The organism is Amycolatopsis endophytica, assembly GCF_013410405.1.
Lineage (GTDB): Bacteria > Actinomycetota > Actinomycetes > Mycobacteriales > Pseudonocardiaceae > Amycolatopsis_E > Amycolatopsis_E endophytica.
This window is the reverse complement of sequence record NZ_JACCFK010000001.1, coordinates 1362496-1385842: the sequence shown is the minus strand read 5'-3', so window position 1 is coordinate 1385842 and position 23347 is coordinate 1362496. Positions and strand designations below refer to the sequence as shown.

Below are 23347 nucleotides of genomic sequence, written 5' to 3'. Positions count from 1 at the left end.
CCTGTCCGTGCGCCGCCGCGCCGTGCTGCTCGGCGCGCTCACGGTCGTGAGCGTTGTCGAGGTCGCACTGGTGACGTTGCAGGTGTGGCGCGGGAGGCCGTCGCACTTTCAACTTCGAGACCGGCTTCGACACGGCCGTCTCGTACAGCCTGGCCGCCGGCGGCGGGGTGATCATCGTGACCGTGCTCGGGTTCGCCGCGGCCGCCTGGAAGACCACGGACCTCGGCCCGGGAATGACGCTGGCCCTGCGGTTCGGGCTGGTCGTGCTCTTCGCGGCGATGATCGTCGGCGCGATCATGATCGCCGACGGTGTCACGCTGGCCCGAGAGGGACAGCCGCAGCTCGCGTACACGACCGCGGGTTCGCTCAAGCCCGTGCACGCCGTCACGATGCACGCGGTCCTCGTGGTTCCGGGGCTGGCCTGGCTGCTCCGAGGTGTCCCGGAACGGCGCCGCACCAGGGCGGTCCGGGCCGCCGTCGTCGTCTACACGCTGGCGATCGTCGGCGCGATCGTCGTGTCCTAGAACACCACCGTGCGGTTGCCGTGCACCAGGACCCGGCTCTCCAGGTGCCAGCGCAGGCCGCGCGCGAGCGTGACCTTCTCGATGTCGCGGCCCTTGCGCACCAGGTCGGGCACCGTGTCGCCGTGGTCGACGCGGATCACGTCCTGCTCGATGATCGGCCCGGCGTCGAGGTCGGCGGTCACGTAGTGGCAGGTCGCGCCGACGAGCTTGACGCCGCGGCGGTGCGCCTGATGGTAGGGCCGGGCGCCGATGAACGACGGCAGGAAGCTGTGGTGGATGTTGATCGCCCGCCCCGCCCAGGACCGGCACAGCTCGGGCGGCAGGATCTGCATGAACCGGGCCAGCACGACGGCGTGCGGATCGTGCTCGTCGACCAGTTTCCGGACCTCCGCGAACGCCGCGACCTTGTCTTCCGCCGAAAAGTCGACGTGGTGGAACGGGATCCCGTGCGCGCGCGTGATGTCCGCCAGCGTGTCGTGGTTCCCGATCACCGCGCGCACGTCGACGTCCAGTTCACCGGCCGCGACCCGGCCCAGCAGGTCGTACAGGCAGTGCCCTTCCTTCGACACCAGGATCACGACCCGGCGCCGCTCGGCGGTGTCCTCGACGCGCCAGTTCGACTCGGCCGACAGCGACGACGCCACCTCGGCGAAGCGCGCCCGGAGTTCGTCCACGTCGAACGGCAGCGAGTCGGCCCGCACCTCCTGGCGCGTGAAGAACCAGCCGGTGTCCGGGTCGGTGTGGTAGGCCGCCTCGACGATCCACCCACCCGCGTCCGCCAGGAAGGACGAGACGCGCGCGACGATGCCGGTGCGGTCGGGACAGCCGAAGGTGATCACATAACGTCGTTCGGACACGGCCCCATCTTCCCCGCCGCCCCTGCTCACGGCGCGGCCAGGGGCTCCAGGAGACGCACGTCACCGGTGACCGAGGCGTGGCTGGGCCGTCCCCACACCCGCCGGTACACCGCGTCGGCGGTACCGGCGACCGTCGCGTCGGCCTCGAACGCGGATGTCACCGGTTCGATCGAGGCGGGCTGCTCCGGCCGCAGCACGACCCGCCACATCCGTCCGGCGTCGGCGGCGTGCACCAGCAGCGAACCGGACACCGCGAACTGGTCCCACTTCGCGCGGGTCGGCAGCATCCAGGCGATCAGCTCGTCGATGCCGTCGGCGGCGAACTCCGGCTCGAACACCAGCGACGGGACCGCCGACGGGCCATCGGCACCCGCGAGCGCGTGCTCGGCGTCCAGCCGGTGGATCGCCGCTTCGTGCGCCTGCCGCCGTGCCCACGACCCGGCGGTCCGCGGGTACCGGGTCCACGGCAGCCAGGCGGGCGTGGCCGGATCGGCCAGCTCGGCGAGCATTCCGGCGGCCTGCTCGTCCCACCAGCCGAGCAGTTCAGTCCACTCTTCGGGCGCCTGCCCGCGTGTCACGTTCTCGCCGCTGGGATCGGCGATCGCGGACCGGACCCACGACTGGACCTTCGCCAGGTGGCCGACGAGGCGCTGGACAGTCCACTTCGGACAGGTCGGCACCGGTGTCTCCGGCCCGGCCTGTGCCGCCGCTGTCCGCAGGGCCCGGCACTGGTTCTCGATCGTCGCGAGGTACTCGTCGTGCACCATGCCGTGAGCGTAGTCGCCTGACGACCTCGATGACCCCGACCATGATCAACCCGATGGCGAACGACAGCAGCAGCCCCTTGGCGGGCTGCCCGTCGAAGCTCGCGCCGCCGATCGCGCCGATGATCACGCTGTAGACCGCCCAGATCCCGGCGCCCAGCGCGTCCAGCGCCGCGAACCGCGCGAACGGCACCCCCATGCTGCCTGTCGCGAGCCCGCTCGCGACCCGGCCGCCCGGGATGTACCGGCCGGCGACGATCAGCAGCCCGGCGTTGCGCTCGACCTGGCCCCGGGCCCACTCGTAGCGGTCCTGTTCGCCCGCGCGCAACCACCGGGTCAGCGCGGGCGCCGCACCACGGCCGACCGCGTGCGAGAGGCAGTCCCCGGCGAGCGCCCCGACCGCCGCGACCACCGCCAGCAACGCCAGTTTCGGCAGGTCGGTGCCGAGCAGCACGGCGACCGTGATCACCGTCGTCTCGCTCGGCATGAACGGCAGCAGCGCGTCCAGCCCCGCCACCGCGAACACGATCAGCCACAGCCACGGTGAGCCGAGGGTGCCCTGCAGCAGCTCGCCGATGTGGTCCAGGACTTCAAGCATGGGCCGGGACCCGGGTGGACCGGACGACGTCCTGGGCGTGTGCGGCCAGCCCGCGCCGGTCGCCGACCGGGTCGAGCGGTGGGTGCGCGGTGAGTCCGATCCGCAGGTCACGGGCTCGCGCGACGCGGGCCAGGGACGGCAGGAGCCCGTCGTCGCCGACGAAGGCCGCGACCGTGCTCGGCCGCCCGCCCTGCGTGTAGGAGAAGGTCACCGGCCGCACCGGCGCCCCGGCGTCGATCGCCGCCTGGAACGCGGCACGCCGGAACGTCCCACCGGGGCCGCCACACCACGTGGTGCCCTCCGGGAACACCACGACCGATTCGCCCGCCCGCAGCGCGTCCGCCAGCCCGGCGACCACCGTGGGCAGTTCACGCAGCTCGCGGCGGCCGATGAACCGGGTGCCGCAGGACTGGGCGAGCGGCCCGATGACCGGCCACGAGCGCACCTCGCGCTTGGCCAGGAACCCGACCGGGTCGACGGCCAGCACGGCCACGATGTCCAGCCACGACACGTGGTTCGCCACGACCAGCGTGCCGGTGCCGCCGGGTACGCGGAGCAGGTCGGTGTTCGCGTCCAGGGCGATCCCGAGGGCGTCGAGCACCCCGCGGGCGTGTGGCCGCAGGTTCCCCCGCCGCACGCCGGCGAGGACCGAGCTCAGTGCCAGCCACCGTCGCACGGTCAGCAGTGTGGTGATCTCAGGCAGCCGGTGGGTGACGCAGCGAGGGGTACAAGGTGAAGAAACGTCCCACGGGCTCATGAATTGTCCCCGAGGAAGTAGCGGCGGTAGCGTTCGTTGATCTGGTCCACCGCCAAAACGGTGAAGAAGTCGGCCACGGCGAAGTCCGGGTCGTGCGCCGGTGGCCCGCACACCCACGCGCCCAGGCGCAGGTACCCGCGCAGCAGCGGTGGCACCTGCGCGTAGCTGGGCGGCCGTTCGCCACGCGGCAACGGGATCCACGGCCGGTGCGGTGCGACGCGCAACTCCCCGGCCGGGCGGTGGTTGGCCTGGGCCAGCGCCCACGTCGCGGCCGCCGCGGTGCCGCCGTCGTCGAGCGACACCGACGCGCATCCGGCGAGGTAGCGGTAGCCGTGGTCGACGACGTAGCGGGCCATCGCCGCCCACATCAGGTTGATCACACCGCCGGAGCGGTGTTCCGGGTGGACGCAGGACCGTCCGGTCTCGACCAGCGACGGCCGCAGCGGGGCCAGTCCGCCCAGGTCGAACTCCGACTGCGAGTACAGGCGCTCCGACCGGCCGGGCGGCAGCAGCCGGTAGGTGCCGACCACTGCGCCCTCGTGGCGGACGGCGAGGTGCTCGCAGACGCCGTCGAACTCGTCGACGTCGAGCCCGCTGGGATGCGGGGCGGCGCCGAATTCCGTGGTGAACACACTGTGCCGCAGCTTCTGGCACGCCCGGACGATGTCGGCGTCCGTCGTGATGACGGCGTCGTACTGCCTGCTCCCCAGCGTTGTGGTCATGCGGTGAATCGTGTCGCCGCGGACGGCTCCTGAGCCAGGGACTTCCGCCAATATCAGGGACAACCAGGGGAAGGCCCGTACGTGGTGTCCCTCCTACGGAAGTAGGGGTGCCCCTACCTGCTTTCGGGTGCCACCGCGTGCCACGGGACGGTCAGCTCGCCCAGGCGGATCCGCCCTGGCCTGCTCAGCACCGGCCAACCCCGCTCCGCGAGCAGGCGCACGGTTTCCAGCCAGCGGGAGCGGGCGCCGAACGTCCGGTGCGGCGTGGCGGCGGCCCAGCAACTGTCCAACGTGGACATCAGGTCGTGGACGCGCTCGCCGGGGACGTTGCGGTGGATCAGCGCCTTCGGCAACCGTTCGGCCAATGTGGACGGACGGTCGAGCGAGCCGACGTGACAGGACAGGGTGAGCGTACGCGGACCGTTCGCGTCGAGGGTGACCCAGGTGGACAGTCGTCCGATCTCGTCGCACGTGCCCTCGATGAGCAGACCGCCGGGCGCGAGCCCGTCGAGGACAAGTTTCCACGCGCCGGTGACCTCGTCCTCGGAGTACTGGCGGAGGACGTTGAACGCGCGGACCAGGTTCGGCCGCGTTCCCGCGAGCTCGAAACCGCCCTGCCGGAAGTCGAGCAACGGCGGGTTCGCGGCGGGCCGGGCCGCGGCGACCCGCTCCGCGTCGATCTCCAGCCCGAGCACCCTGACCGCCGGGTGCGCCCGCCGCAGCCGGGTGGCCAGCTCGACCGTGGTGACCGGGGACGCGCCGTACCCGAGGTCCACGACCAGCGGGTCCGGCGCGCGGCGCAGCACGGCCGACACCTCGGGGGTGCCGGCCAGCCAGCGGTCGACGCGGCGCAGGCGGTTGGGGTTCGTGGTTCCTCGGGTCGGCGCGCCTACGAAGTGCGCGCGAGCCATTCGGCGCTGAACTGTGCCTCGCGGGCCAGCAGTTTCGTCAGTTCACCGGCGACGAAGCTCTCCAGCTTGCCGCCGACCAGTGGGATCTTGACCTTGACCTCGCCGCGCGTCTCGACCACGGTGCCCTCGCCCGCGGGGCGGATCTCGGTGCGCGCGGTGATCTCGCCGGGCATCCCGCTCACCGTGGCCTTCGCCGTGCCCGTGTAGCCGTCACCGCCGCGCGTGAAGGTGTGTTCCCGGTCGACGTAGAGGTCGCCGGGTTGCAGCTTGCGCACGATCTGCGGCAGCTTCTCCGCCTCGATGCCCTGGCGCAGCGTGTACCGCGCGCCGTCCGCGTCGGCGGAATGACTGAGCAGGGCGCTGTTCTTGCCGCCGATTTCGGCCAGGCGCGCGGTCAGCGCCTCCTCGCTCGTCTCGGCCGCGAACACCTCGGCGACGCCCTGGGCGTACTCCGCACGGTGCTCGATACGGGATGCCATGGGGCCAGACAGTACCGTTTGTCCTCGTGAGCCGTCTCGAAACACCGACCCAGACGACCCTGGCCGACCACACCACGCTGCGGTTGGGCGGGCCAGCCCGCGCGTTCGTGGTGGCCGGGACCACCGACGATCTGCTGGCCGCGGTGCGTTCGGTCGACGGGCCGGTGCTGCTGCTCGGCGGCGGGTCGAACCTCGTCGTCGGCGACGACGGCTTCCCCGGCACGGTGGTGAAGATCGCGACGCACGGCTGGCGCATCGACGGCGACGAGGTCGTGGTCGAGGCCGGGCAGAACTGGGACGGCTTCGTCGCGGCGACGGTCGAGGCCGGGTTCGGCGGGCTGGAATGCCTGTCCGGCATCCCCGGCTCGGTGGGCGCGACGCCGATCCAGAACGTGGGGGCGTACGGCTGCGAGGTCGCGGACCTGCTCACCTCCGTCGAGTGCTACGACCGCCGCACCGGCGAGGTGCGCACGATGACCGCGGACGACCTGGGCTTCGGCTACCGCACGAGCGTCCTGAAAGGCGAGGACTGGGGCATCGTCCTCAGTGTCCGGTTCGCGCTGCGCGGGGACGGCCTGTCGGCGCCGGTCCGCTACGCCGAACTGGCCCGCACCCTGGGCGTCGAGCTGGGGGCGCGGGTCCCGGCCGCGCAGGCGCGCGAAGCGGTGCTGGAACTGCGGCAGGGCAAGGGCATGGTGCTCGATCCGTCCGATCACGACACCTGGAGCGCGGGCTCGTTCTTCACCAACCCGATCGTCGCCGAGCTGCCTGCGGCGCTGGCGGACGTGGAAATGCCGCGCTACCCCGCGGACGGCGGCGTGAAGCTGTCCGCGGCCTGGCTGATCGACCACACCGGGTTCGGCAAGGGCTACGCGGGGCCGGGCGGGCGGGTGTCGTTGTCCACGAAGCACACGCTCGCGCTGACCAACCGGGGCGGCGCCAGCACCGCGGACCTGCTGGCGCTGGCGCGCGAGGTCCGGGACGGCGTGCACGCCCGCTTCGGCGTCACGCTGCGTCCCGAACCTCTGCTCATCAACTGCGCTCTGTGATCACTCGCGGTGGCTGCGGCTGCCGTTGAGCTGTGCCCGCGGCTTCATCACGATGGTGTCGAGGTTCACGTGCGAGGGCCGGGTGACGGCGAACGCGATGACGTCGGCCACGTCCTCGGCCGTCAGCGCGGTGATGCCCTGGTAGACCTTCGCGGCGCGCTCGGTGTCGCCGTCGAAGCGGTTGGCCGAGAAGTCCGTCTCGACCATCCCCGGCACGATCTCGGTGATCCGCACCGGATCGCCCAGGTGCTCCGATCGCAACGTGCGGTGCAGGGCCGACTGCGCGTGCTTGGCGGAGGTGTAGCCCGAGCCGCCGTCGTACACCTCGTGCCCGGCGATCGACGTGACACTCACCACGTGACCGTCACCGGAGGCGATCAGCTTCGGCAGCAGCGCCTTCGTCATGCGCAGCGTGCCCAGGACGTTGACCTCCCACATCCAGCGCCAGTGGTCCTCGTCGGCGTCCACGACCCGCTCCAGACCACGGGCACCGCCCGCGTTGTTCACCAGAACGTGGCAGTCTGGAACCCGCTGGACAAATGCGGCAACCGAAGCGGGGTCGGTGACGTCCAGTACGTGTGCGGTTCCGGACACCTCGGCGGCCAGCTTCTCCAGGCGGTCGAGGCGGCGAGCCCCGAGCACCAGGTGGAATCCGGCATCGGCAAGGGCGCGGGCGGTGGCCTCGCCGATGCCCGCGCTGGCGCCGGTGATCACTGCGGTTCGCTTGGTCATACCGCACATACTCCCAGCGGGGGACATGCCGGTAACGCGGCAGGGCCGGGCGTCGGTCGATGCCCGAGGAGAAGTACGGAGTGCGGAGGTAGCAGGGTGATCGAGAGGCGCACGGTGTTCAAGGCCGCGCTCGCCGCGAGCGCGGCGACGGTGGCCGCGGCGTGCACCAGCGGCGGCGACGGTACGCAGGACGGCGGCACGGCGGCACCGGAGGCACCGGCCGCACCCGCCGCGGTCATCACGGCCGAGCCCGCGGCGGACGCCACGGACGTGCCCGTGCTGCAGCCGGTCACCGTGCGGGTCGCGCAGGGCACGCTCACCGAGGTCAAGCTCACCAACCCGGACGGCAAGGCCGTCGAAGGCGCGCTCAGCGACGACAAGACGAGCTGGACCAGCAGCGAGGCGCTCGGCTACGACAAGACCTACACCTACGACGCGACGGCCACCGGCACCGACGGCAAGCCGGTGACGCTGACCGGCAGCTTCTCGACGCTCAAACCGGCCTCGACGGTCCGCGTCACCCTGAACCCGGCCGACGACGTCACGGTCGGCGTCGCGATGCCGGTCAGCGTCAAGTTCACCAGCGCCGTGAAGAACAAGGCCGCGGTGGAGCAGGCGCTCAAGATCGAGACGTCCACCGACGTCGAGGGATCCTGGGGCTGGCTGTCCGACCAGCAGGTCGACTGGCGGCCGAAGGAGTACTGGCCGGCAGGCACGACGGTCAAGGTCGAGGCCAAGCTGTACGGCACGGACCTCGGCGGCGGCGCCTACCCGCGGGCCGACGTCACCACCGAGTTCAAGATCGGCCGCAACCAGGTTGTGAAGATCAACACCCCGGACCACAAGATGAACGTCTACCGGGGCGGGTCCCTGTCCAAGAGCTACCCGTGCAGCAACGGCAAGGACTCGGACGTGAACCTGAACACGCCCAACGGCACCTACATCATCATGACGAAGGAGCCGAGCGCGATCTTCGACAACGCGCGCTACGGCTACACCAACGTCAACAAGAAGTGGGCCTGCCGGTTCTCCAACCACGGCGAGTTCATCCACGAGAACCAGGACAACGCGGCCAACATCGGCAAGGCCAACACCTCGCACGGCTGCGTCAACCTGCTGGAATCCGACGCGAAGAACTACTTCGACTCGGCACTGATCGGCGACCCCGTGGAGATCACCGGGTCGAAGCTCGGACCGGTCGTCAACTCCGACGTCAACGACTGGCTCGTCTCCTGGAGCGCCTGGCAGGCCAAGTCCGCACTGTGACGGTCTCGTACCGCTGGGAAGATGGTGGGGGCCCGTGAGCGTTGTCGTTCACGGGCTCCGCCCTGAAGCGGACAGAGACTGACACGGGAGTGAACCAGGTGACGATCTCGCTGCGCGGATCACGACGAACGCCCACATTCCGGCCGCGCAGGGTCGCGGTGTTGTCGGTGCACACGTCGCCCCTGGAACAGCCCGGCACCGGTGACGCCGGTGGCATGAACGTCTACATCACCCAGACCGCGGTCGAGATGGCGCGGCGCGGGATCGCCGTCGAGGTGTTCACGCGCGCGACCTCGTCCGAGCAGCCGCCGGTGGCCGAGCTGGCGCCCGGGGTGCTGGTGCGGCACATCCCCGCTGGTCCGTTCGAGCCGCTGGGCCGGGACGAGCTGCCCGCGCAGCTGTGCTCGTTCACCTCGGGCGTGCTGCGGGCCGAGGCGTTCCACGAGCCGGGCCACTACGACGTGATCCACTCGCACTACTGGCTGTCCGGCCAGGTGGGGTGGCTGGCGCGGGACCGCTGGGGCGTGCCGCTGGTGCACACCGCGCACACGCTGGCGAAGGTCAAGAACGCGGCGCTGGCCGAGGGCGACAAACCCGAGCCGCGGACGCGGGTCATCGGCGAGGAGCAGGTGGTCGCGGAGTCGGACCGGCTGATCGCGAACACGCCCGTCGAGGCGCGGCAGCTGGTGGACCTCTACCGCGCGGACCCGGAGCGGGTGCACACCGTGGCGCCGGGCGTGGACCTGGACCGGTTCGTGCCCGGTTCGCAGTCCGGCGCGCGCCGCCGGCTGGGCCTGCCGCGGGATGCCGTCGTGCTGGCGTTCGCGGGCCGGATCCAGCCGTTGAAGGCGCCGGACGTGTTGCTGCACGCCGCCGCGCACCTGCTGGAGCGCCGGCCGGAGCTGCGGTCGCGGCTGGTCGTGCTCGTGGTGGGCGGTCCGTCGGGGACCGGTCTGGAGCAGCCGCAGGCCCTGCGTGAGCTGGCGGTTTCGCTGGGTATCGACGACGTGGTGCGATTCATGCCGCCGCAGCCGGGCACCCGGTTGGCGGAGGTGTACCGCGCGGCGGACGTGGTGGCGGTGCCGAGCTACAACGAGTCGTTCGGCCTGGTCGCGCTGGAGGCGCAGGCGTGCGGAACGCCCGTGGTGGCGGCCGAGGTCGGTGGTCTCCCGGTGGCGGTGGCACACGGGGTGTCCGGGCTGCTGGTCCCCTCGCACGCGGCGCGGGACTGGGCGGGCGCGCTCGCCAGCGTGGCCCTGCGACCGGACCGGCGTGCCGAACTGGCGGAGAACGCGCTGGTCCACGCGCGGCGTTTCTCGTGGGCGCGCACCACGGACGCGCTGCTGGACACGTACGCCGCGGCCTCGCGCACGCTGGCCGCACTGCACGAGGAGGTCGCGGTATGACGGTCGACAAGGTCGTCCGGTCCGCGCTGGACCAGGCGGAGTTGTCCTACGACCGCAAGGACGAGGGCAGGTACTTCGTCACCCTGCCGGGCACGAAGAAGCTGCAGACCAACGTGTGGTTGATCGAGCGGGAGCACGCGTTCGCCGTGGAAGCGTTCGTGTGCCGCCGCCCGGACGAGAACCACGAGGCGGTTTACCGTTTCCTGTTGCGCCGGAACGCGAAGCTGTATGGCGTGCACTACACGGTGGACGCTTTGGGGGACATCTACCTGGTGGGCCGGTTCGGGCTGGACACGGTGTCCGAGGCGGAACTCGACAAGATCCTGGGGCAGGTCCTGGAAGCCGCGGACGGTGACTTCAACACCATCCTGGAGCTGGGCTTCGCGACGAGCATCAAGCGCGAATGGGACTGGCGCGTGAGCCGGGGCGAGAGTCTGGCCAACCTGCAGGCTTTCCGGCATCTGGTGGAGCCGGAAGGCGGACGCGAGCCCGGGAGCTTGACGGAGTAGCGGCGAGCGCCAGCGAGCTGCCCTGCCCCAAAACGAGCTGGGTGGTCATCCCGTCGCCTGAGGCCGTCTCGATCACTGTGAGCCAGGCCCGCAACATCCGCTGCCAGCGCGCAGCCGACGATGCAACCTTGCGGGCCTGGCTCACAGTGATAGGCCTCAGATCAGGCGACGGGATGACCACCCAGCGACCACCCGCTCAAGGTGAGCCGGACTGCGGGGGCCCTGGTCATCCCGGAGCCAGCCCGTCCGGCGAGGACTCTTTTGATCTTTGAACTCGCGCCTTCGGCTGGCGAGGTGGCCGCTGGTCACTGTGGCGGCCGGTAGTCGGTCGGCTTGGGTTCGACCTCCCCCGCCCCTCCTCGCGGATGGTTTCGGTCGCTGAGCAGCGGCGTCAAGGCGGGAAAGAGTACCTTGACCCCGCTGGTCAGCGACCGAGTTCGGCTTGGGATGAGGGGCGGGGGAGGTCCGGGTACGTCTTGGTTCGGCTTCCGCTGCCGGGCGGCGGTTGCCGGGGCGGTGGCTGCTGTCGTGGGTGGCGGTGTTGCGGTGGCCGGGGCTCTCGCCGCGAACGGCAAACACGGCGCCGGGAGTGGCAAACACGGCGCCCGGAAGAGCAAACACGCCGACGGCACCGGCGTGTTTGCCGCTCCGGTCCGCGTGTTGGCCGCTCCGGTCAGTGTGTTTGCCGGTGCGGGCGGGGTGTTGGCCGGTGCGGAGCGTGGGAGTCGCGTGCGGAGGAAGGTCAGCGCGGGGAGGGCGGAGCGGCTTGAGGGAGGGGGAGTCGCGAACTCAAGCCGCCCCGCGAACGCTCCCGCCGCTTCTGGACCCGGTGGCGAGGGGGAGTGCCAACGGGGCCGGCGGGGCCGCAGCCCGGCAGGGGGAGACAGGCTGCGGTCGTACCCCGCGACCGGCTGGGGAGTGCGTGGAATTCCAGCCGAGCGGGACGTAAGCCAACTTGTCAGATGTCCACCAGTAATCACAAGACTACTGGTTACTCCATTCGAGTGATTCTCACTGTCTGTGTTAACGGTATGCAGTAAGTGTCACTTTCCTGGCTGGTGTTCAACCTGCGAAAGAGTCGCCGATCGGACACCTACTGAGTGGTAACACACTGTGTGTAGAGGGGGCTCTCACCTGGGGCGTCGTCCGGTCGCGGCGGGTGTTCTGGCAGGCTGACGAGTATGGCCGAACTTGGGACGCTGGTGCTGCTCCGCCACGGGCAGAGCACCTGGAACGCCGAGAACCTGTTCACCGGCTGGGTCGACGTGCCCCTGTCCGAGCTCGGGCAGCAGGAGGCGCGCCAGGGTGGTGAGTTGCTCGCCGAGACGGGGCTGCTGCCGGACGTCGTGCACACCTCGCTGCTGCGCCGGGCGATCTCGACCGCCAACATCGCGCTCGACATCGCCAACCGGCACTGGATCGACGTGCGCCGGGACTGGCGCCTCAACGAGCGGCACTACGGCGCGCTCCAGGGCAAGAACAAGAAGCAGGTGCGCGACGAGTTCGGCGAGGAGCAGTTCATGCTCTGGCGCCGCTCCTACGATGTTCCGCCGCCCCGGATCGAGCGCGGCAGCGAGTTCAGCCAGGACACCGACCCCCGCTACGGCCCCGGCGCGCCGCTCACCGAGTGTCTCAAGGACGTCGTCGCCCGGCTGCTGCCGTACTGGGACTCGGCGATCGTCCCCGACCTTCGCGCGGGCAAGACGGTGCTCGTCGCGGCGCACGGCAACTCGCTGCGTGCCCTCGTCAAACACCTTGACGGGATCTCCGACGACGACATCGCCGGCCTCAACATCCCGACCGGCATCCCCCTGCGCTACGACCTCGACGAGAACCTCAAGCCCACCAACCCGGGCGGCACCTACCTCGACCCTGCCGCCGCCGCCGAGGCTGCCGCCGCGGTCGCCAACCAGGGTCGCTGAACCGAACCGCGCCAGGCCCGGCTCCCCCTCGGGAGCCGGGCCTTCGCGCGTTCACCGCCCGATGCGGCGCCGGGCGAAGTCGGCGGCGGTCTCCGCGACCCGCCGTGCCTGATCGCCCCGGCCGCGCCGGTGCAGGACGAGCACCACCGCCAGCACCACGAGTGCGACCGCGACGACGACCGCGGCGATCAGCGCGAACCGGACCAGCAGAACCGTGAGCACTGTTTCCATGACGCCCCCTTTATATCTCAGGTGTGACAAATAGAAGTTAGCACAGCTGTGATACAAAGGCCAGGTGCCGAAGATCGTGGACCCGGAAGGTCGTCGCGCCGAGGTGGCGGACGCGTTGTTCCGCCTGGCCGTGCGGGAGGGCCTGCACCGGGTGTCGCTGCGGACCGTCGCCGCGGAGGCGGGTCTGAACGTGGGCTCCGTGCGGCACTACTTCGAGGGCCAGGCCGAGCTGATGCGCTTCGCGATGCGCACGGTGATCGATCGAGTGTCGGTGCGGTTGGCGCGGAAGGTCGAGGCACTCGGCGACGCGAGCGGGCTGTCCGCGGACGAGCGGCGCGAGAAGCGGGTCGAACTGCTCGCCGAGCTGCTGCCGCTGGACGAGACGCGCAGGGCGGAGGTGACGGTGTTCCTGGAGTTCGTCCATGCGGCCCGCACCGACCCCGGCCTGGCCGACCTCGCGAGCGAATCGGCTCGCGGCACCCGCGCGCTGGTCCGCCGTATCCTGGCCGCGCTCGATCCGGACGAGGCCGAGGTCCTTCGGCTGACCGCGTTACTGGACGGCCTCAGCCTCAACGGCGTGCTGTACCCGGAGCTGTGGCCAGCCGACGAGGTGCTGGCGGTGCTCCGGAACCACCTCGAAGCGCTAGACCAGACCTAGCTCGCGTGCCCGCACACCGGCCTGGAAGCGCGAGTTCGCGCCCATCGCGGACATCAGTTCGGCGACCCGGCGGCGGTAGGTGCGCACGCTCAGCCCCAGTGTCCTGGCCGCCGCCTCGTCCTTGGACCCGGTGGCCAGCTCGTCGAGGATCCGCGGCGCAAGCTCACGCAGCTCGGCGAACTCGGCGTCGTACACCGACAGGTCGGTGCCCGCGCGCCAGGCGGCGTTGAACAACGACGTCACGCTGCTGATCACCTCGGGGCTGGTGATCACCGAGTAGCAGCGCTCCAGGCCCACGGTGTCGGAGGCCAGTATCGCGACCTTCTGGTCGAGCACGATCGTCTCGTTGATCTCGTCCGCCGTGATCCGGATCTGCGCGCCCAGCCGCTCGCGCTCGCGCAGCTGCTCGACCCCGCCCGCGTCGAGCAGCGAAGCCGGCCGGTAGAGCTTGCGCACGGTCGTGCCCGTCGTGTCCCGCCGCGTGGGCGGCGCCTGGTGCACGCTCGCCCAGGTGCGCAAATCGTTGGCCGCGCAGAAGATCTCCCGCGCGGAATCGAACAGGTGCGCCGTGCGCGCGAACAGCTCGGCTTGGCCCCTCACCAGGACACCCGCGGACTCCATGACAACCAGTGTGGCAGCAAGTTGCCAATCCCGGCCGCGCCCGCGACGACCGGCCAGGCTGGAGTCATGACCGAAACGATCGACGCCGGCGCGGCCGGCACCTGGCAACTCGGCGACCTCACGGTGAACCGCATGGGCTTCGGCTCGATGCGCCTGCCCATTTCCCACGACGGCAGGATCGACCGCGACCAGGCCCTCGCGGTTCTGCGCCGCGCCGTCGAGCTGGGCGTCAACCACATCGACACGGCCGCCTTCTACTTCTCACCGCTGCGCTCTGCCAACGAGCTGATCAACTCCGCGCTCAACCCCTACGGCGACGACCTGGTGATCACCACCAAGGTCGGGCCCGGCCGTACCCTGGCAGGCGAGTTCCTGCCCGAAGCCCGCCCGGAGGAGCTGCGCCTGCAGGTCGAGGAGAACATCCGCCAGCTCGGGCGTGACCACATGGACGTCGTCAACCTGCGCATCGGCGCCGCACTCGACCGCGGCACCGGCTCGATCGCCGATCGCTTCGGCGCGCTCGCCGAGCTGCGGGAGAAGGGTCTGATCCGGCACCTGGGCATCTCGAACGTCGGTGCCGAGCACCTCGCCGAGGCGCAGGCCATCGCGCCGGTGGTGTGCGTGCAGAACCAGTACGGACTCACCGCCGGTCGGGAGGACGACGAACTGGTCCGGCTGTGCGCGGAGCAGAAAGTCGCGTTCGTCCCGTTCTTCGCCATCGCCAGCGGGGCCGAGGACGAAACCGTGACGGCCATCGCGAAGGACCACGGCGTGAGCCCGGCCCAGGTCCGGCTCGCGTGGACCCTCCACCAGGGACCGAACGTGCTCGCCATCCCCGGCACCGGCAGCCTCGATCACCTTGAGGAGAACATCGCGGCGGCGTCGCTGCGGCTGTCCGCGGACGAGCTGGCCCGGTTGGACGGTTTGCACCGGGAAGAGTGATTGGTCACGGGACGGGGCGGATCAAGTAAACGCAGGTTGAAGCACGTGGAAACAGGCGCCGTGAAGGTGTCACAGCCATCACGAGAAGGCAGCCAGGACTAGGCCAAACGGTCACTTCCGTGCTTACGATTCACACGTGAGTGTTGCCGGTTCAGTCGCACTGGCCGTCGGCTGTCTGCTGGTCGGCCTGATCGCCGGTTTCCTCGTCCCGCACCTGAAGAAACGACGGGCCCAGCGCAGGCCGGCCGGGCCGACCGTCGCCGAGCTGCTGCTCCGGCTGGTGCGTTCCTCGGGCAACGGCATCCTGGTGCTCAACCGCTTCGGTGACCTGGTGCTGTTCAACCGCCGCGCCGAGGCGCTGGGACTGGTCCAGGCCAATCGTGCCGATCCGCGGGCGCGGGTCGCGGCCGAACAGGTCGAGGAGACCGGCGACCCGATGGAGATCGACCTGTCCCCGCTGGAGGCCCGCGGCCGCCAGCCGGAGGCGGTGGTCGCGGAGATCCGGCCGCTCGGCGAGGGCTTCACCGTCGTCGAGGCGGTCGATCACTCGGAGGCGGCCCGGCTGGAAGCCGTGCGGCGCGATTTCGTCGCCAACGTCAGCCACGAGCTGAAGACGCCGGTCGGCGCGATCGCGCTGCTCGCCGAGGCCGTGCTGGACGCGGCCGAGGACGTCGAGGAGGTGCGCCGCTTCGGCGGCAAGATCCTGCACGAGTCGACCCGGCTCGGCCAGCTGGTCAGCGAACTGATCGCGCTGTCCCGGCTGCAGGGCGCCGAGCGGCTGCCCGATCTGAACGTGGTCGAGGTGGACGCGGTCGTGCGGGAGGCGCTGGGCCGCACCCGGCTGGCGGCCGAGTCGCGCGAGATCGACGTGACCACCGACGACCCCAGCGGCCTGCTCGTCGAGGGGGACCGGACGCTGCTGGTGACGGCGTTGTCGAACCTGCTCGACAACGCCGTCAACTACTCCTCGCAGGGCAGCCCGGTGTCGATCAGCCGACGGCTGGCGGGCGGCATGGTCGAGATCGCGGTGACCGACCGCGGCATCGGCATCGCCGAGGAGGACCAGCAGCGCGTCTTCGAACGCTTCTACCGCGCGGACAAGGCGCGCTCCCGCGCCACCGGCGGAACAGGACTCGGCCTGGCCATCGTCAAGCACGTCGCGGCCAACCACGGTGGCGACGTGAAACTGTGGAGCAGGCCGGGCACGGGATCGACGTTCACACTGCGGATCCCGATGCACCAGTCCGGGCGCAACGGGGACGGAACCCCCGGCGAACGGGCCGACCAGACCCCCGCGCAGCTGTCGCGGCTCGTGACCGCCGCCAACGACGGCCGGAACCAGGGAGGAAAGTAGTGACGAGAGTGCTCATCGTCGAGGACGAGGAGTCGTTCGCCGACCCGTTGGCCTTCCTGCTGCGCAAGGAGGGGTTCACGGCCGCGGTGGCCGGGACCGGTCAGCAGGCCCTGGACGAGTTCGACCGCAACGGCGCCGACATCGTCCTGCTCGACCTGATGCTGCCGGGCATGAGCGGTACCGACGTCTGCAAGCAGCTGCGGCAGCGTTCGGCCGTGCCGGTGATCATGGTGACGGCCCGCGACAGCGAGATCGACAAGGTCGTCGGCCTCGAACTGGGCGCCGACGACTACATCACCAAGCCGTACTCGGCGCGCGAGCTGATCGCCCGCATCCGCGCGGTCCTGCGCCGCGGCGGCGAGACCGGTGGCGACGGCGAGCTGGCGCCGCTGGTGCTGGCGGCCGGCCCGGTGCGGATGGACGTCGAGCGCCATGTGGTCACGGTCGACGGCGGCGAGGTGTCGCTGCCGCTCAAGGAGTTCGACCTGCTCGAATACCTGCTGCGCAACGTCGGACGGGTGCTCACCCGCGGTCAGCTGATCGACCGGGTGTGGGGCGCGGACTACGTCGGCGACACCAAGACGCTCGACGTCCACGTCAAGCGCCTGCGCTCCAAGATCGAGCCGGACCCGGGCTCGCCGCGTCACCTCGTCACGGTGCGCGGTCTGGGGTACAAGTTCGAGACCTGAGCAAGCAGAGGTGGCCAATCCGGCACTTTGCAGCCGCACAGTGCGTGGCCCGGTACCGTAGTGCTTTGTGCGCCTAGGGGTCCTCGACGTCGGTTCGAACACCGTCCACCTGCTGGTGGTGGACGCGCACCGTGGCGCGCACCCGACGCCGATGCACTCGGAGAAGACGGTGCTGCGGCTGGCGGAGCAGATCACCAGCGCCAACCACCTGTCCAAGCAGGGTGCCCAGGCGCTGGTCGAGGCCATCGAGAACGCGAAGGTCTCGGCGGCGAAGCTGGGCTGCGAGGAGCTGATGGCCTTCGCCACCTCGGCGGTGCGCGAGGCCGACAACAGCGCCGAGGTGCTGCGCAAGGTCGCCGACGAGACCGGTGTCGAACTGAGCGTCCTGTCCGGCGTTGACGAGGCACGCTTGACTTTCCTCGCGGTGCGGCGGTGGTTCGGCTGGTCGGCCGGTCAGTTGCTGGTGCTCGACATCGGGGGCGGTTCGCTGGAAGTCGCGATGGGGATCGACGAGGAACCGGAGCTGGCGGACTCGCTGCCGCTGGGCGCGGGCCGCATCACCCGCACCCGGTTCAGCCACGATCCGCCGACCAGGTCCGAGCTGGTCGCGACGTCGGCGTGGCTGGAGGACCAGCTCGCGCCGCTGGCCAAACGGGTCGCGAAGATCGGTCCGCCGGACCGCGTGGTGGCGACCTCGAAGACGTTCCGTTCGCTGGCCAGGCTGACCGGGGCGGCTCCCTCCGCAGAGGGCCCGCGGGTACGCCGTACCCTGTCCCAGACCGCACTGCGGCAGCTCATCGCCTTCATCTCCCGGATGGAGGCGGCCGACCTCGCCGAACTGGAAGGGGTCAGCGCGAGCCGGGCCCACCAGCTGGCCGGGGGCGCGCTGGTGGCACAGGCCACCATGCGGGCGCTGGCGCTGGAAGAACTGGAGATCTGTCCCTGGGCGCTGCGGGAGGGTGTCATCCTGCGGCGACTTGATCACTCCAACGGCGACGGGGCGGCTGTTCGCCGCGGCAAAACCACCGGTGACAGCAAGCGGCTGGACCTCGGTGAGCTCGATCAGGCACGGTGAAAGGCGGAAGGATGCGTAAGGCGGTGGTGGGCGTGTGCGGTACACGAGCCCGCGTCTTGTGGCCCTACGCGCTGTTTGGGATGACACGATGAGCCGAGAGAGCCGAGAAGACCGCTCGCAGAAGACCGTCGCCGAGCTGCTCGCCCTGCACGGGGGGAACAACCTCGAGGGCAGGCGGCGTCGTCGGCGTGCCGCCGACGACGAGGACGTGGCGCCGGAGGAGAACGACGGTCCGCGTCACGGCGGTCACAGCGTCACGGAGACCGGTCCGCAGGCGATCATCGACCGGGTGCGCTCCAACGGCGCGACGCCCCCGCCGCCCGGTCGCAACGGCGGCCGCCGCGCGATGCCGGATTCACCGGGCCGTCAGGACTCGGGCGGGTTCCGCCGCCCGGAGCAGGGCCCGCCGCCCGTGCCTCCCGTTCCCCCTGGCCAGCAGAGTTCCGCGGCGATGCCGCGACCGGTTCCGCCGGAGAACCCCGGCCAGCAGAGTTCGGCCGCCCTGCCGCGGCCGGTGCCGCCCGAGCAGCGTCCCGACAACGGTGCCCTGCCGCGTCGCGGTCAGCAGGATTCGGGCGGGTTCGCGCGCCCGAACAGCGGCGCGCTGCCGCCGCCGCAGGACTCGATGCCGATGCGGCGTCCGCACCCGCAGGACTCCGGTTTCGTGCGGCGCCCGCCGCAGGAGCCGGGTGCGCTGCCGGTTCCGCCGCCGCAGGAGTCCGGTGCCCTGCCCGTGCCGCCGCCCGCGGACGCGGCCCCGCCGCCGCTGCGCCGCCGTTCGGCCGAGGAGACCGCCACCGGGCTGTCCGCGCGCCTGGACGGCCTTGACGCGCCGGTCGATCCGGACGCCCCGCCCGCCGGCGGGCGCGCCACCGGGACCTTCCCGCCGCCGCGCCGTCCCCGCCGGGCACCGGCGCGGGTCACGCCGCCGCCGGATCCGAGCACCGAGCAGTTCGAGCCCGTCAGCGACGCCGGTCCGCCCGAGGAACCGGTCCCCGACGGGCCGCCCGCGGGCCTGGCCGCGCCGCCCGCCGGGTTGCAGCGCTGGCGCCGTCGCCGCGACGAGGCCCAGAACGAGGACACCGAGGTCGGCCTCATGCCCGCGGTGCCCGCGGAACCCGAGCATCCGTCCGGCTTCACGCCGTTCGCGCCCGGCCCCCCGCCGCGGGACGAGCCCGAGGACGCCCTCGAGGCCACCGGGTTCCACGACCCGTTCGCCGACGATGACGACGACGTGGACGAGTTCGGCGACTTCGGCCCGGCCGAGGAAGCCGCCGACGCCGCGGCGTTCGACTACGACGACGAGCCCGACGAGGACGAGGCCGAACCGGTCAAGGCCACGGAGCGGGAGGTTTCCGAGGCATCGCCGGCGAAGCAGTGGTTGTCGATGGCGGGCCAGCTCGCCGGTGGTGTCGTCGGCGGTGCCGCGGTGTGGCTCGGCTTCAACTGGATCTGGGGACAGATCCCGGCCGTGGCGCTGATCGCCGCGCTGGTCGTGATCGTGGCCCTGGTGTGGATCGTGCGGCGCATCCGCCGCGCGGACGACATCCAGACCACCGTGCTCGCGGTGCTGGTCGGCCTGGTGGTGACCGTCTCGCCCGCGGCATTGCTGTTGTTGTCGAGGTAGCGCGAGCGGTGCCGGTACCGATCGGAATGTCCACCGCGTCGGTCTGGCCGTTGCGGGCCGGCGCCGGGTTCGAGCTGGCCCAGCGGCTGGGTTACGACGGCGTCGAGGTGATGGTCTGGGTCGACCCGCTCAGCCAGGACGTCGGTGCGCTGCGGCGCCTGTCCCGCGACACCGGGGTACCGGTGCTGTCGGTGCACTCGCCGTCGCTGCTGATCACCCAGCGGGTGTGGTCGCCGGACCCGGCGGTCCGGCTGCGGCGCAGCGTCGAGGCGGCCATCGAACTGGACGCGCGCACGGTCGTGGTGCACCCGCCGTTCCGGTGGCAGCGCCGTTACGGCGATATGTTCCCCGACCTCGTGGCGGGGCTGGAGGACGAGACCGGCGTCGAGATCGCGGTCGAGAACATGTTCAAGGTCCGCCCGCCCGGCGGGCGCCGGGACGCGCGCGTGTCGGCGTTCCGGCCGTCGATCGACCCGACGGAAGTCGGGTACCGGCACTACACGCTCGACCTGTCGCACAGCGCCGCGGCCGGCATGGACGCGATGGCGCTGGCGGAGCGGATGGGGTCCGGGCTCACGCACGTGCACCTCGCGGACGGGACGGGTGTCCCGAAGGACGAACACCTCGTCCCGGGCCGGGGGAACCAGCCGTGCGCCGAGTTGCTGGAGAAGCTGGTCGTGGCGTCGTTCACCGGTCAGGTGGTGCTGGAGGTCAACACGCGCCGTGCCGTCAGCGCCGCGGACCGGGCCCGTGATCTGGCCGAGGCCCTGCTGTTCGCCCGCTTCCACCTGGGGCAGTGAGGCCCTTTTACAAGATCAACATCTCACGTCCGCGAGTGCCCCGGATCATGGGCTTCCGATAGATGAACACGTAAAGTTTCTGTCGTGAACCCGCTGCGCTCGCTGATTCTCGCCGCCGCCGGAAGCGAGGTGGTCCGCCGCCTCGTGGCGACAACTCCGGGAACCTCAGGTGTCGTCGAGCGATTCGTCGCCGGGAACACGGTCGCCGACGCCGTCACGCGCGTGGGCCGCCTGGTCGACGACGGGCTGTGGGTCACGCTCGACCACCTCGGCGAGGACGTGACCGAGCCGTTCCACGCCGAGCGGACGGTCCAGACCTACCTGGCGCTGCTCGACCGGCTCTACGCCGAGGGGCTGACGGCGCGGGTCGAGGTCAGCGTCAAGCTGTCCGCGCTCGGCCTGCGCCTGGACGAACGGCTCGCGCTCGACAACGCGTACCGGGTGTGCGCGGCGGCCGAGCAGTGCGGCACGACCGTCACCCTCGACATGGAGGACCACACCACCACCGACGCGACCCTGCGCGCGCTCGCCGAGTTGCGCCGCACCTGGCCGTGGGTGGGCGGGGTGCTCCAGTCGTACCTGCGCCGCACCGAGGACGACGTCCGCGACCTGGCGGTGGGCGACTCACGGATCCGGCTGTGCAAGGGCGCCTACGCCGAACCGGGCGAAGTGGCGTTCTCGCACACCCACGAGGTCGACCTCAGTTATGTCCGTTGTGCGAACTTGCTGCTGGCCGGTGACGGTTATCCCATGTTCGCCACGCACGATCCGCGGTTGATCGCGATCCTCGCCGAACGCGCCCGGTGGTACGGCCGCAAGCAGGGCAGCTACGAGTACCAGATGCTCTACGGCGTCCGGCCGGACGAGCAGCGGCGCCTGGCAGGCGAGGGGGAGACCGTGCGGATCTACGTGCCGTTCGGCGAGCACTGGTACGCCTACCTGATGCGGAGGCTGGCCGAGCGCCCCGCGAACGTCGGGTTCTTCCTGCGCGCGCTGGTCAGCCGTTCGTGAGCGCGGCAGAGGTCCCGGACCCCAGGGCCTTCGAGGTGGCCTGCGCGGTCCGGTCGCTGGGGGACGGCACGCTGACCGCGGACCTGCGGCACGAGTGGGCCATCGGCTCTCACCCGCACGGGGGGTTCCTGATGGCCCTCATGGCGCGGTCGGCGCTGGCGGTGCTGTCCGAGCGCGGTGAGCCGTCGACGGATCCGCTGGCGGTGAGCGCCGAGTTCCTGCGGCCGCCCGCGGTCGGGCCGGCGTTGCTGCGCACGGACATCCGCAAGGTCGGCCGCCGCGCGACGGTCGTCGCCGTGCGGCTGGAACAGCGCGGACGCAGCTGCGTCGAGGCGACGATCACCACCGGGCGGCTGCCGGTGCGGCGCGCGGAGTGGACGGACCTGCCGCAGATGCCGGTCGAGCCGCCGCCGCGCGCGATCCACCTCAGCGGCGACACGTCGGAGGGCGCGTTCAACCTCGCCAAGGGCTGTGAGGTGCGGATCGACCCGGCCACGGCGGGCTACCTGGCCGGCCGCAACGGCGACCCGCCGCGGATGCGCCTGTGGGTCAGGCCGAGGCACTCGGTGCCGGACACCTACTTCGCCCTGGTCGCCGCCGACATCAACCCGCCGGTGGTGGTCAACCTGGGACGGGTGGGCTGGGCACCGACGGCCCAGCTCACGGCCCTGGTGCGGGCCCGGCCCGCGCCGGGGTGGCTGCGGGTGCAGGTCGACTGCCGCGCGGTGCAGGAGTCGTGGTTCGACTCGGACGCGACGGTGATCGACTCCGCCGGACGCCTCGTCTGCCAGGCCCGCCAGCTGGCTCTCGCCCCGTCCCACTGACACGTTCCCCGATGTGGCATTGGGGGGCGGCCCCGTCTTCGGGGTGCGAGCGGGCTTTGGCACGCTGGTGACATGACGGTGATTGCGGTTCTCGGTGCGGGCAAGATCGGTGAGGCGCTGCTGGGCGGCCTGCTGCAGGGCGGTCGCGGCGCGGAGGAGCTGCTGTTCACCGAGCGCCACCCGGAGCGCGCGGCCGAGCTGACCGCGCGGTACGGCATCGCGGGCGTCGAGGTCGCGGAGGCGGCCAAGCGCGCGGACGTGCTGGTGGTCGCGGTCAAGCCGCAGGACATCGAGCCCGTGCTGGCCGAACTGGCACCGTTGGTGGGGCCGGGCTCGCTGGTCGTGTCGTTGTGCGCGGGTCTGCCGACCAGCCTCTACGAGCGCCGTCTGCCCGAGGGTGTCCCGGTCGTGCGAGTCATGCCGAACACCCCGATGGTCGTCGGCGAGGCGATGAGCGCGGTGTCGCCAGGCAGGCACGCCACCGCCGGTCACGTGGCGCTGGTGAAGGAGATGCTCGCCACCGTCGGGCAGGTCGTCGAGGTGCCCGAATCGCAGCAGGACGCGGTCACCGCGCTGTCCGGGTCCGGGCCGGCGTACTTCTTCTTCCTGGTCGAGGCCATGATCGACGCCGGGATCCTGCTCGGCCTGCCGCGCGCGGTGGCCGAGAAGCTGATCATCCAGTCCGCCGTGGGTGCCGCGAAGATGCTCGCCGACACCGACGAGCACCCGGTCATCCTGCGCGAGGCCGTCACGTCCCCCGCGGGCACCACGATCAACGCCATCCGCGAACTGGAGAAGCACGGCGTCCGGGCGGCGCTGCTGGCCGCGATCGAAGCGGCCCGCGACCGGTCCGTGCAGCTCGGCAAAGCACACGAATAGCCCTGCGCACCTGCCCCGGACAGGCTCTGACTAGGCCGAACGGGCGCCACCGTCCGGGCACTTTCGCGGGAAAGTACCGGCCGGGCGTCGCATTGGCCCCAGGTGTCCCGCTACCCTCAAGGGTGAAGCACGTGCGTGTC

General features: G+C 71.2%; 25 protein-coding genes and 1 pseudogene. 16 read left to right on the top strand and 10 right to left on the bottom strand.

The window, feature by feature from the left end; all coding sequences use genetic code 11:
- Positions 1-176: 176 nt before the first annotated feature.
- A complete protein-coding gene (locus HNR02_RS36435) occupies positions 177-524 on the top strand; it encodes a hypothetical protein (RefSeq protein WP_312860926.1) in 348 nt (115 codons plus the stop codon).
- Here the strand turns inward: HNR02_RS36435 and purU are convergent.
- The 7 genes and pseudogenes from purU to HNR02_RS06825 form a co-directional block, all read right to left on the bottom strand.
- Complete coding sequence (gene purU / locus HNR02_RS06855) at positions 521-1381, bottom strand: formyltetrahydrofolate deformylase (protein ID WP_179772342.1); 861 nt, start codon at positions 1379-1381, stop codon at positions 521-523. The two genes, HNR02_RS36435 and purU, sit on opposite strands and share 4 nt — an antisense overlap.
- Before the next feature lie 26 nt (positions 1382-1407).
- Positions 1408-2148: a maleylpyruvate isomerase family mycothiol-dependent enzyme gene (locus HNR02_RS06850; RefSeq protein WP_218902689.1), complete on the bottom strand. Its 741-nt coding sequence runs from the start codon at positions 2146-2148 to the stop codon at positions 1408-1410.
- A 124-nt stretch (positions 2149-2272) separates the two neighbouring features.
- Positions 2273-2632, bottom strand: a pseudogene (locus HNR02_RS35325) (DedA family protein); the annotation flags it as partial.
- A gap of 103 nt (positions 2633-2735) precedes the next feature.
- Positions 2736-3419, bottom strand: a complete 684-nt coding sequence (locus HNR02_RS06840) for a lysophospholipid acyltransferase family protein (RefSeq protein ID WP_179772341.1) — start codon at positions 3417-3419, stop codon at positions 2736-2738.
- 77 nt (positions 3420-3496) lie between these two features.
- Complete coding sequence (locus HNR02_RS06835) at positions 3497-4222, bottom strand: GNAT family N-acetyltransferase (protein ID WP_179772340.1); 726 nt, start codon at positions 4220-4222, stop codon at positions 3497-3499.
- 113 nt (positions 4223-4335) lie between these two features.
- Positions 4336-5133 (bottom strand): class I SAM-dependent methyltransferase, encoded by a 798-nt coding sequence (locus HNR02_RS06830; RefSeq protein ID WP_179772339.1) that lies wholly within the window; start codon positions 5131-5133, stop codon positions 4336-4338.
- A complete protein-coding gene (locus HNR02_RS06825) occupies positions 5112-5612 on the bottom strand; it encodes a DUF2505 domain-containing protein (protein WP_179772338.1) in 501 nt (166 codons plus the stop codon). Before HNR02_RS06825 ends, HNR02_RS06830 begins: the two co-directional genes overlap by 22 nt.
- 26 nt (positions 5613-5638) lie before the next feature.
- On the opposite strand from HNR02_RS06825, the gene HNR02_RS06820 reads away from it, so the two are divergent.
- Entirely contained in the window at positions 5639-6661 is a 1023-nt protein-coding gene (locus tag HNR02_RS06820) for a UDP-N-acetylmuramate dehydrogenase (protein ID WP_179772337.1), read from the top strand.
- On the opposite strand, the gene HNR02_RS06815 is transcribed toward HNR02_RS06820, so the two are convergent.
- Complete coding sequence (locus HNR02_RS06815; protein ID WP_179772336.1) at positions 6662-7393, bottom strand: SDR family oxidoreductase; 732 nt, start codon at positions 7391-7393, stop codon at positions 6662-6664.
- Positions 7394-7489: 96 nt separating this feature from the next.
- Between HNR02_RS06815 and HNR02_RS06810 the strand changes: the two genes are divergently transcribed.
- The 4 genes from HNR02_RS06810 to HNR02_RS06795 all read left to right on the top strand — a co-directional run bounded on the left by HNR02_RS06810 (position 7490) and on the right by HNR02_RS06795 (position 12496).
- Positions 7490-8659, top strand: a complete 1170-nt coding sequence (locus HNR02_RS06810; RefSeq protein WP_179772335.1) for a L,D-transpeptidase — start codon at positions 7490-7492, stop codon at positions 8657-8659.
- Positions 8660-8757: 98 nt separating this feature from the next.
- Positions 8758-10065, top strand: coding sequence for a D-inositol-3-phosphate glycosyltransferase (gene mshA / locus HNR02_RS06805; protein ID WP_376772831.1), 1308 nt, complete (start codon positions 8758-8760; stop codon positions 10063-10065).
- Positions 10062-10574, top strand: coding sequence for a type III secretion system chaperone family protein (locus tag HNR02_RS06800; RefSeq protein WP_179772334.1), 513 nt, complete (start codon positions 10062-10064; stop codon positions 10572-10574). The genes mshA and HNR02_RS06800 overlap by 4 nt, the downstream gene beginning before the upstream one ends.
- 1181 nt (positions 10575-11755) lie before the next feature.
- Positions 11756-12496: a phosphoglyceromutase gene (locus tag HNR02_RS06795; RefSeq protein ID WP_179772333.1), complete on the top strand. Its 741-nt coding sequence runs from the start codon at positions 11756-11758 to the stop codon at positions 12494-12496.
- Positions 12497-12547: 51 nt separating this feature from the next.
- Here HNR02_RS06795 and HNR02_RS06790 read toward each other — a convergent pair whose 3' ends face one another.
- The gene (locus HNR02_RS06790) at positions 12548-12727 is read right to left on the bottom strand and encodes a hypothetical protein (RefSeq protein WP_179772332.1); all 180 of its coding nucleotides are present in this window, start codon (positions 12725-12727) and stop codon (positions 12548-12550) included.
- A 64-nt stretch (positions 12728-12791) separates the two neighbouring features.
- On the opposite strand from HNR02_RS06790, the gene HNR02_RS06785 reads away from it, so the two are divergent.
- Complete coding sequence (locus HNR02_RS06785; protein ID WP_179772331.1) at positions 12792-13385, top strand: TetR/AcrR family transcriptional regulator; 594 nt, start codon at positions 12792-12794, stop codon at positions 13383-13385.
- Here the strand turns inward: HNR02_RS06785 and HNR02_RS06780 are convergent.
- Complete coding sequence (locus tag HNR02_RS06780; protein WP_179772330.1) at positions 13371-14006, bottom strand: response regulator transcription factor; 636 nt, start codon at positions 14004-14006, stop codon at positions 13371-13373. The genes HNR02_RS06785 and HNR02_RS06780 overlap by 15 nt on opposite strands.
- Positions 14007-14072: 66 nt before the next feature.
- Here HNR02_RS06780 and HNR02_RS06775 point away from each other — a divergent pair, with 66 nt between their 5' ends.
- The 9 genes from HNR02_RS06775 to proC all read left to right on the top strand — a co-directional run bounded on the left by HNR02_RS06775 (position 14073) and on the right by proC (position 23207).
- Positions 14073-14948, top strand: a complete 876-nt coding sequence (locus tag HNR02_RS06775; protein ID WP_179772329.1) for an oxidoreductase — start codon at positions 14073-14075, stop codon at positions 14946-14948.
- A gap of 136 nt (positions 14949-15084) precedes the next feature.
- Positions 15085-16302 (top strand): sensor histidine kinase, encoded by a 1218-nt coding sequence (locus HNR02_RS06770; RefSeq protein WP_312860925.1) that lies wholly within the window; start codon positions 15085-15087, stop codon positions 16300-16302.
- Complete coding sequence (locus tag HNR02_RS06765; protein ID WP_179772328.1) at positions 16302-16991, top strand: response regulator; 690 nt, start codon at positions 16302-16304, stop codon at positions 16989-16991. Before HNR02_RS06770 ends, HNR02_RS06765 begins: the two co-directional genes overlap by 1 nt.
- 67 nt (positions 16992-17058) lie before the next feature.
- Positions 17059-18066 carry a Ppx/GppA family phosphatase gene (locus tag HNR02_RS06760; protein ID WP_179772327.1) on the top strand — a complete coding sequence of 336 codons (1008 nt, stop codon included), beginning with the start codon at positions 17059-17061 and terminating at the stop codon, positions 18064-18066.
- A gap of 88 nt (positions 18067-18154) precedes the next feature.
- Positions 18155-19693, top strand: a complete 1539-nt coding sequence (locus HNR02_RS06755) for an Rv0497 family membrane protein (RefSeq protein ID WP_179772326.1) — start codon at positions 18155-18157, stop codon at positions 19691-19693.
- A 26-nt stretch (positions 19694-19719) separates the two neighbouring features.
- On the top strand, positions 19720-20493 hold the full coding sequence (locus tag HNR02_RS06750; RefSeq protein WP_179775742.1) for a sugar phosphate isomerase/epimerase family protein: 774 nt from the start codon (positions 19720-19722) through the stop codon (positions 20491-20493).
- Positions 20494-20577: 84 nt separating this feature from the next.
- Entirely contained in the window at positions 20578-21504 is a 927-nt protein-coding gene (locus HNR02_RS06745; RefSeq protein ID WP_179772325.1) for a proline dehydrogenase family protein, read from the top strand.
- The gene (locus HNR02_RS06740; RefSeq protein ID WP_179772324.1) at positions 21501-22328 is read left to right on the top strand and encodes a thioesterase family protein; all 828 of its coding nucleotides are present in this window, start codon (positions 21501-21503) and stop codon (positions 22326-22328) included. Before HNR02_RS06745 ends, HNR02_RS06740 begins: the two co-directional genes overlap by 4 nt.
- A gap of 72 nt (positions 22329-22400) precedes the next feature.
- Positions 22401-23207, top strand: a complete 807-nt coding sequence (proC, locus tag HNR02_RS06735) for a pyrroline-5-carboxylate reductase (RefSeq protein ID WP_179772323.1) — start codon at positions 22401-22403, stop codon at positions 23205-23207.
- Positions 23208-23347 lie beyond the last annotated feature (140 nt).